The sequence below is a fragment of the Shewanella sp. genome (assembly GCF_047975355.1).
GTDB lineage: Bacteria > Pseudomonadota > Gammaproteobacteria > Enterobacterales > Shewanellaceae > Shewanella.
The window spans coordinates 1-8,399 of record NZ_JBKEDJ010000104.1 but is presented as its reverse complement, the minus strand read 5'-3'; the positions used below and the strand labels follow the sequence as shown (position 1 = coordinate 8,399).

Here is an 8,399-nt window from a genome sequence, read left to right as displayed (position 1 = left end):
GTTGGGATTATCATAAATAAAACCAATGGCATAGGATTTTGTGCCAGCAAGGTTTCTGGCTGCGAGATTGGGCTGGTAGTTTAATGCCTTAATGGCCTCGTTCACTTTATCAACCGTGGCTTGTTTTACCGAGGGTTCGTTATTGGTTACGCGGGAAACTGTCTTGATTGACACTCCGGCATATTTAGCGACGTCGTTGATAGTGACTTTCATTGATCTACAAACTCTTTATTCAAATGTGCGAAGGGCTAGCTAATTGATGAACCTAAATCCTTTAGGCGCAATTTACAAGCCGACAGCGTTGTCAGCTTACTTTTTATTATGCTTCTTATAGTGCGAGCATTTACCGCGTATAGCAATGCTGAATTGTTACAAACTGAGGCATTTTTCAACTGTTAACACTCGGTTATAAGTTGTAATTTTACATCAAAATATTTAAGTGTTTATTTTTGTTTGAATATATTGTGATTTCTCTTCTCTCAACCTAGCTTTATGACATTTTTTTTCGTCCAGAGTTATTTTGTTGTGGCAAGGCTGTTAATTATTGTGTAATGTTTGCACTAGACATGACAGCGTTGTCATTCCATCGGAATGGTTATGAATACTAAAACGATAATAAAGTTATGGAAGGGAAACGAGATGCGACCATCATCCTTTAAGAAAAGTGTACTAGCTACAAACATTGCTATCCTGCTCGGCAGCGCTGTTTCAATCGGAGCTGTTGCTGCAGAAGCTGAAACCACTGCCGCTGCTGAAAATATTGAAAAAATTGAAGTTCGTGGTATGAGAGCTTCGATGAAAGCTTCTGTTAACGACAAGCGTTTTTCTGACTCTGTCGTTGATGCTGTGACTGCTGAAGATATTGGTAAATTCCCTGATGGTGACGTTGGTGAGTCCTTAGGTCGTATTCCAGGTGTTGCAGTAAACCGTCAGTTTGGTCAAGGACAACAAGTCTCTATTCGTGGTGCTTCTAGCCAATTAACTAGCACATTACTGAACGGCCATTCCGTCGCTTCAACGGGTTGGTTTGACCAACAAGCTATCGACCGTAGCTTTAACTACAGCTTACTGCCTCCAGAAATGGTTGGTGGTATTCAAGTTTACAAATCATCTCAAGCTGATATCGCTGAAGGTGGTATTGGCGGTACTGTAATTGTTAAAACTCGTAAACCATTAGATTTGGAAGCCAACTCAGTCTTCCTGAGTGCGAAAGGGGACTACGGAACCGTTTCAGAAGAAATTGATCCACAAACTTCAGGTTTGTACAGCTGGAAAACGGAAGATGAGAAGTTTGGTTTCCTAGTGGCAGGTTCTCTGGATCAAACACAATATCAACGTAACGGTATTGAAACTCTGTTAGGTTGGGGGGAAATTGTTCCTACAACTTTCCAGCAAGACCGTGAGCGCACAGCTTTAAATGCCGCATTCCAATACAGACCAACCGATAACCTCGAATTCGGTCTGAATTTTATGAGCTTACAGCTCGATGCTAACAACGCTAACACGTCAATTTTCTTATTCCCAACCCAGCAAGGTGAGAATACTTGTCTTAAGAAAAATGCCGCAGGCGTATGTACATTAGTTGAACACACAGATAAAGGCGGATTTGCTTGGGCACAAACATGGGCTCGTAAAGCAAGTATGTCATCAGACACTGTGGATTTAGATTTCGCTTATCAGGCTGAAAACTATAAGTTAGAAGGCCGTATCGGTAAAACTAAAGCTGAAGGTGGTACCGATCTTACTTCTAACTACGGTCAATCAATTGGTAAACCAGAAGATTTCGCCGGGACTTACGATGCAACTGGTGATGTGATTGACATCAACATTGCAAACAACTCATTTGATGCGGGTGACTTCAACGGTCAATTGGAAACTGCTGGTTGGGCACTGAAAAAACAACCTAACACAGACGAAGAATCATTTGCGACCTTCGATATTACAGTTCCGGTTGAGTTTGGCGTTATTACCTCTATTAAATCAGGTATTAGCTATGCAGACCACGATGTAACTCAAACGACCGAAGCTGCACAATCATCTAATATCGTCGCAAAAGATGCCTCTGAATATTACTCTGGCACTATGTCATCTGGCGCTGGTTTTACCTTACCTAAGCCAATTTTTGACAATATGATCAGAGATGCTTATGGCGCTATTGATGGCTTTACTTTAGATAAGTCTGGTTACGGTACGCTGCAAGAGAAAAACTTAGCCCTGTACACTATGGCAACTTTCGCTGGTGAAGGTGTGCGTGGTAACTTCGGTTTAAGATATATCTCTACTGATGTCGAGTCTGACTATTATGCATTCAGCCAAACGGGTACTTATGCCGATGGTTTAAGCACTGATAAGGCAAGCTATAACGATGTCTTACCAAGCATGAACATCGCGTTTGACTTGGATAGTGACTTAATTTTAAGAGCATCAGCAGCGCAGGTTATTTCACGTCCTAACTATGCCGACCTGTTTGCAACCTCTAAGTTACCTGGTTTTAACGACGGTACGCCAGGCAACGAGAAGAAAGTAACTGGTAGTGTGAATCTGCAGCCGTTCAAAGCATCACAGGCAGATCTGAGCTTAGAATGGTACTTCAGCGGTGAAGGATTATTTGCTGTTACTTACTTCATTAAAGATGTTAGCTCTTTCATTTCGACGAGAGAAAAGCTGAACCAACAGATTGGTATTAATGATCCTAACTTAGTTGCTCAAGGTAGTAGCTCTTGTGGCGCTGGTATCTACGACTGCTGGACCGTCAGTGAAAACTACAATGCTAACGGTGGCTCTATCGATGGTATTGAGTTGCAGTTGCAAGACTCATTTGACAATGGTTTTGGTTACTCAGCTAACTACACCTTTGCTGATGCTTCATCTCCAGCTGAAAACTATGCGGACCGTGTAGGTGTGTTCTCTGACTCCTCTAAGCATACTGTTAACTTAGTGGGTTACTATGAAATCGATGATTTCTCTGCTCGTGTAGCTTATAACTGGCGTTCTGAGTACATGATGCGTGAATTACCAGGCTTCTATGGTAACCGCGAGCACCAAGCTTACGGCACGCTTGATTTAAGTGCTAACTACGATGTAACTGATTACTTATCTGTGACATTTGAAGTGGTTAACTTACTTGAAGAAGATAGCATTCAGAAAGGTGTATCACCTGTTGATGCTGAAGGCGTTATCAGTGAGTTTAAAGATAACTACCCTGTGTGGAGCTTCGATGGTGAAGCTCGCTACAAACTTGGTGTAGCACTGCGTTTCTAATTCAATTCAGTGACGAAAAAGCCTAGCAATCGCTAGGCTTTTTATTATCAAAAACACCAACAATAAACTCAGCTTACTCAATTTTAGAGGCGCGTTATGACAATCAGAAAAATAGCCATTATAGGGGGCGGGACTTCAGGTTGGTTAGCGGCGAATCATTTAGGACGAGTGTTGCAGGGGCGCTCTGAACTATCCATCACGCTGATTGAATCTCCTGATATTCCTATCATCGGTGTTGGTGAAGGTACTGTTCCGTCAATTCGGAAATCACTACAGAGTTTTGGGATCAGTGAATCAGAGTTTATTCGCTCATGCGATGTGACATTTAAGCAGTCAATTAAATTTGTAAATTGGTTAGATAAAGCGCGACATGGTAAGGATAATTTCTATCACCATCTATTTGATATCATTAATTTACAAGGCATAGATACTGTTTCTGCTTGGTTGGCCGAGAAACAAGGCGATTTTGCTGATTATGTTTCTCCCCAGCATCTTGTTTGTGAAGCCGCAAAAGCGCCAAAGCTGATCACTACACCTGAATATGCCGGAGTGTTAGGCTATGCCTATCATCTGAATGCGGCAAAGTTTGCCAAATTACTGGCTAAAAATGCCATTGAGAAATTCAACGTTGAGCACATTTTTACGACTGTGCGAGATGTTTGTTTAGGCCGCGATGGTGCTATTGAATTTTTACAGACTGATCAAGGTAATTTGCCTTTCGATTTCTATATTGATTGCAGTGGTTTTGAATCTATTTTGTTAGCTAAGGCATTAAAAGTGCCATTTATCAGTAAAGCGCATCAACTGTTTATTGATACTGCGTTAGTCGCGCAAATCCCAACGCAACCTACGGACATCATCCCTCCTTATACTCAAGCAACGGCTCATCAAGCGGGGTGGATTTGGGATATTGCACTTACCCAGCGCCGCGGAACGGGATTTGTATATTCCTCTGCTCATATGGAACTGGCCGAGGCCGAGCGGAAGTTTGACCATTATCTCGGTGGCAAACTTGCTGATGTCCCGCATCGTAAAATTCCAATGACAGTGGGCCATCGTCAACAATTTTGGGTAAAAAATTGTGTGGCTTTAGGGCTAGCCCAAGGCTTTTTAGAGCCGATTGAAGCGACATCCATTTTATTAACGGATTTCTCTGCGCGTTTTTTAGCAGAACGTTTCCCTGCACATGCAGACGATGTTGATTACTTAGCAAAGCGGTTTAATGATGCGGTGGGCTACGCATGGGATCGGGTCGTTGAATTTGCCAAACTACATTACTGTTTATCCGATAGAACTGACTCATCATTTTGGCTTGATAATCAGGCTGCAGAGACTATCCCTGAAGGATTGAAGCAACGGCTTGAGTTATGGCAATCCTTTAGTCCGATTGCTGAGGATTTTCCATCTAAGTTCGAAGTGTTTAACTTAGACAATTATTTATACGTTCTTTATGGTATGAAATATCCAACTAAACCGCATGACACTGGTTTAGTGGCAAAAGCCAATTTGAATGCTTATATGAACAGAATGTCGAAAGTAAAACGTCAGATGCTAGATGGCTTACCTGAGCATAGGGAGTTGATCGATAAAATCTGTACCTATGGCTTGCAATCTATTTAATCGTTTTAAATTTAATGGGTAAAAAGGAAAAATAAAATGAAAACACAATTTGTACCTTTAAATGACTCGAGCCATAAGAACTTGGCTATTGGTGATAAGGTCGATTACAGCTACTTTGAAACTGTGCATATGTTACCTCTGCAAGTTCAAGAGTTTATGTCGGCTGCAACAAGCTTTCCTATCATATTTACAAAGAATAACCAAACCGGCGAGTTTGTCTCGATAGCGATTACCGCGCTAAAACCTAATACCAATAAGCTGCTAAAAAATGGGCAGTGGCAATCCAGATACTTACCGATCCAAGTACAGTTGTATCCATTAGGGATGAGCCATGTCGATGAAGAAAAGATTATCTTAGGCATCGATATTAACAACTCATCCGTAGCTGAAAATGAAACTCACCGATTATTTACCGAGACGGGTGAGAAAACGGACTATTTGTCTAAGAAGCTAGAGCTCGCAGGTTTACAAGCTAGTTATCAAGATATGACGAAGTACTTTATCAAAGTATTGTTGGAACATGAGTTATTACAACCAAGAACACTCACAGTCACGGCGCTCGATGGCACGAAAACGAATATTGATGGGATTTATACCATTGATGAGTCAAAACTACAGCAGTTAGATGATGCGACTTTGCTCGATTTTGCTAAACGGGGTTTCTATTCGGCGATTTATGCACATCTTTGTTCATTAAGTTTAATTGACTTAGTGATGGAAAGATAACATAGCGAGCTTTCTATTTTAGTTTGTGAGCATGACACCCCCAGTCAAAATAATCCAACTCGAGAAAAACAGCTTTAAGGTTTTGACTGGGAGAAATAGCGCCAATTTTCGCGCTAACAAACCGCCGATAATTGCGCCAGGGCCTGCAAATAGTACCAGCTCGAATAGGGCATGAGTGTCGCTCGAAAACACATGTATTGAGCTTGCCGACCAGACGGTAATCGCCGATACCACCACTCCGATGGCAACGGCCATCTTGGCACAAACTCCCCGTAACATCAGATAGATCACTAGCAGTTCGCCCACGCCAACCGATAACCAGGCGGTGATGATCCCGCCAAAATAGCCAATTAATGCTAGCCAAAAATAGTCTAGGGCGTTGAGGCGATGGCTTTGAAGAGTACGTCGCTGGCTGCTGATAATGATCGCTATCCCTAATATGATAGAGAAAAGGCTAAAGCTAGTATGTAGTGAGGAAGGGGAGTTTAATTGCCATAACTGACTGCTCCAAAGGCCAAGTACTGAGCAGGTCGCGGCTAATAAAATGCTCGGAATAAAGCCTGACCAGGTTTTGTCATGGTAATGGTGTCGTCGATAGTAGCCTGACCATGAAATCGCCCCTGCCGTCATACCAAAACATTGGATCATAAATGACGTGGAGACACTCTGAACTTCACTGAAATTTAAACTAGAGAACACCGGAATAAAGATCACTCCGCCTCCCGCTCCTGTGGCATTTGCAAAGATGGCTCCTGTTATCCCCAAAAACAGAAACTGACCGTATTGTTTTATTAACTCAACGGGTTGATGAAATTGGACTAACCAACATAGCCATGCACTCAATAGCACAATGACTATTGCTATCGGTCGATAATATTGGCTGAGGTTAATATTTCTACGTTTGAAGATAAGGCCATATGGCAGCATTTTGAGTTATTGAGTGGGATAGGTGAGTTGTTGCATGCATGTTATCAGTCAAAGACAGCGTTGTCACACTGGTGTGGAAATAAAAAGTTAAAACATAATCTATTGATATTTAATGGTTAAAGGTGTTTTTTCTAAAAAAATATCGACAAATGTCAAAAAAATGTAGAAAACCTGTTCTTTCTTGTGTAATTTAATGAATGACAACGCTGTCATCTGCTTGTGTGATTCGTTGTTTAGTAAGGTCTGCATGAAGAGGATGAGGTCTCCTTATTCATGTACTTGGCAGAAGTATTGCTGGTCGGGCGGCGATACGTTTGTCTTTAATATTTTGATAGTCTCTCCCCAGAAACTAGCGTTGGCTGGGTACTGTAAGCAGTGCCCAGCCATTTTTTTAGGTAGAGCGACCTTGCTTAGGATAAGCAGACAAGTTAGCGGCATTAAAAAATAAAACTCGCTGGATATTCCAGTCATAAAAAGAGGCTGCGATTCATGGTTATTCATATTGCTACACCGCTTGGCAGCGTAGTAACTACTTTTGCTAAGCGTTTGTTGATGCCCATCTTTGGACTTTGGGCGAGCGCTATGGTTTGTGCTTTTAGTTTCACTGCGATAGCCGCAGTGGCGTCCGCGTCGTTTACGCTTGCAAATGCCGCCTATGCGGCTGGCATTTCTTCGACAAACAATCCCGCTCCCATCAAGATCGTGACCACCATCCAACAGCAATGGCAGTTTAATCTCCTCAAAGAGGCGCTGCGCCGCACTGGTCAGTCCTATCAGGTCGAGCAAATGTCGACGCAGATGAACCAGAAACGTAAGGTCGAAGAAGCGCTGGCCGGTACAGTCGATGTTTTTTGGAGCATGACTTCTAAGGAGCTTGAGGAAACCGTGCTCCCAGTTCGTATCCCCTTGTTTAAGGGATTGCTTGGTAACCGCCTGTTAATTATCCGCAAAACGGATGAGACCAGATTTGCTAATGTAAAAACGCTGGCAGATTTTAAGCAATTAAAAGCGGGACAAAACCGCTATTGGCCCGATGCTAGCATCCTCGAAGCTAATGGTTTGCCTGTCGTGACTAGCTATCAATACACCAATCTCTATCCGATGTTAGAGGGTGGCCGATTCGATTACCTCGCCCTCGGCGCACAGGAAATTGGCGATGAACTCGCAAGCCACCCCGATCCCGCGCTGAAAATCGATACTCATATCCTGCTGCAATATCGCTCGCCAGCATATTTTTTTGTGTCCCCCAAACGTCCCGAGTTAGCGGCGGCAATCTTAGCGGGGCTCGAAAATATGATAAGCGACGGCAGCTTCGATGAGATGTTTAATCGCGAGCTTAAAATAGACAAGCTCTACCGTGATGCCCAGTTCGAGCAGCGCGTCATTATTCGTCTCGATACGCCAGATTTAAGTCCCTTAACCCCCATTGAACGCCAAGAGTTGTGGTTAGATCTATTTAGTATGCAAGGTGCAAAATAATGAAAACATTAGCCTTAAAAGTACAAATTGGGTTAGCAGCTGCGATATTTATGATAGTCAGCGTGCTATTTGGGGTGTCCTATTGGTTGGCGAGCGATACCTTGACCAGCAACGAAATGGCCTTTGAAGACAATACCGTTGCTAATCTTCAAGTCACCATGGCGCAGCCGATTTTTACCTACGACTACGAGCAGATCCGTGCCGTGTTGTCTGTCATGTTAAAGTCTGAGCAAATCTATCAAATCACCGTTGTGGATCATCGGGGTAAATTGCTCGCCGAAGACAAACAAACCGAGGCCGTTGCCGCAAGCGACCTACAAACAAGAGAGTTACAGTTCAGCGACCAAGGTAATCCGACCGGGCGCTTAACCATTGCCTTCTCGACT

General features: G+C 42.9%; 6 protein-coding genes and 1 pseudogene. 5 read left to right on the top strand and 2 right to left on the bottom strand.

Going from position 1 to position 8,399, the window contains the following annotated elements; translation table 11 throughout:
• The coding region (locus tag ACK5NH_RS20770) for a LacI family DNA-binding transcriptional regulator (protein ID WP_416923147.1) at nucleotides 1-213 on the bottom strand (213 nt) is incomplete at its 3' end.
• Nucleotides 214-639: 426 nt separating this feature from the next.
• Between ACK5NH_RS20770 and ACK5NH_RS20765 the strand changes: the two genes are divergently transcribed.
• From ACK5NH_RS20765 to ACK5NH_RS20755, 3 genes are all read left to right on the top strand, one after another.
• Nucleotides 640-3,261 (top strand): TonB-dependent receptor, encoded by a 2,622-nt coding sequence (locus ACK5NH_RS20765; protein ID WP_416923149.1) that lies wholly within the window; start codon nucleotides 640-642, stop codon nucleotides 3,259-3,261.
• Between the two features lie 96 nt (nucleotides 3,262-3,357).
• Nucleotides 3,358-4,881: a tryptophan halogenase family protein gene (locus tag ACK5NH_RS20760; RefSeq protein WP_416923145.1), complete on the top strand. Its 1,524-nt coding sequence runs from the start codon at nucleotides 3,358-3,360 to the stop codon at nucleotides 4,879-4,881.
• A gap of 36 nt (nucleotides 4,882-4,917) precedes the next feature.
• Nucleotides 4,918-5,607 (top strand): SapC family protein, encoded by a 690-nt coding sequence (locus ACK5NH_RS20755; RefSeq protein ID WP_416923143.1) that lies wholly within the window; start codon nucleotides 4,918-4,920, stop codon nucleotides 5,605-5,607.
• Nucleotides 5,608-5,625: 18 nt separating this feature from the next.
• On the opposite strand, the gene ACK5NH_RS20750 is transcribed toward ACK5NH_RS20755, so the two are convergent.
• A complete protein-coding gene (locus ACK5NH_RS20750; protein WP_416923141.1) occupies nucleotides 5,626-6,534 on the bottom strand; it encodes a sulfite exporter TauE/SafE family protein in 909 nt (302 codons plus the stop codon).
• Nucleotides 6,535-7,023: 489 nt separating this feature from the next.
• Here ACK5NH_RS20750 and ACK5NH_RS20745 point away from each other — a divergent pair, with 489 nt between their 5' ends.
• Together ACK5NH_RS20745 and ACK5NH_RS20740 are read left to right on the top strand one after the other, a co-directional pair.
• Nucleotides 7,024-8,013 (top strand): substrate-binding periplasmic protein, encoded by a 990-nt coding sequence (locus ACK5NH_RS20745; RefSeq protein ID WP_416923139.1) that lies wholly within the window; start codon nucleotides 7,024-7,026, stop codon nucleotides 8,011-8,013.
• Nucleotides 8,013-8,399 (top strand): annotated as a pseudogene (locus ACK5NH_RS20740) (methyl-accepting chemotaxis protein); the annotation flags it as partial. The gene ACK5NH_RS20745 and the pseudogene ACK5NH_RS20740, both read left to right, overlap by 1 nt.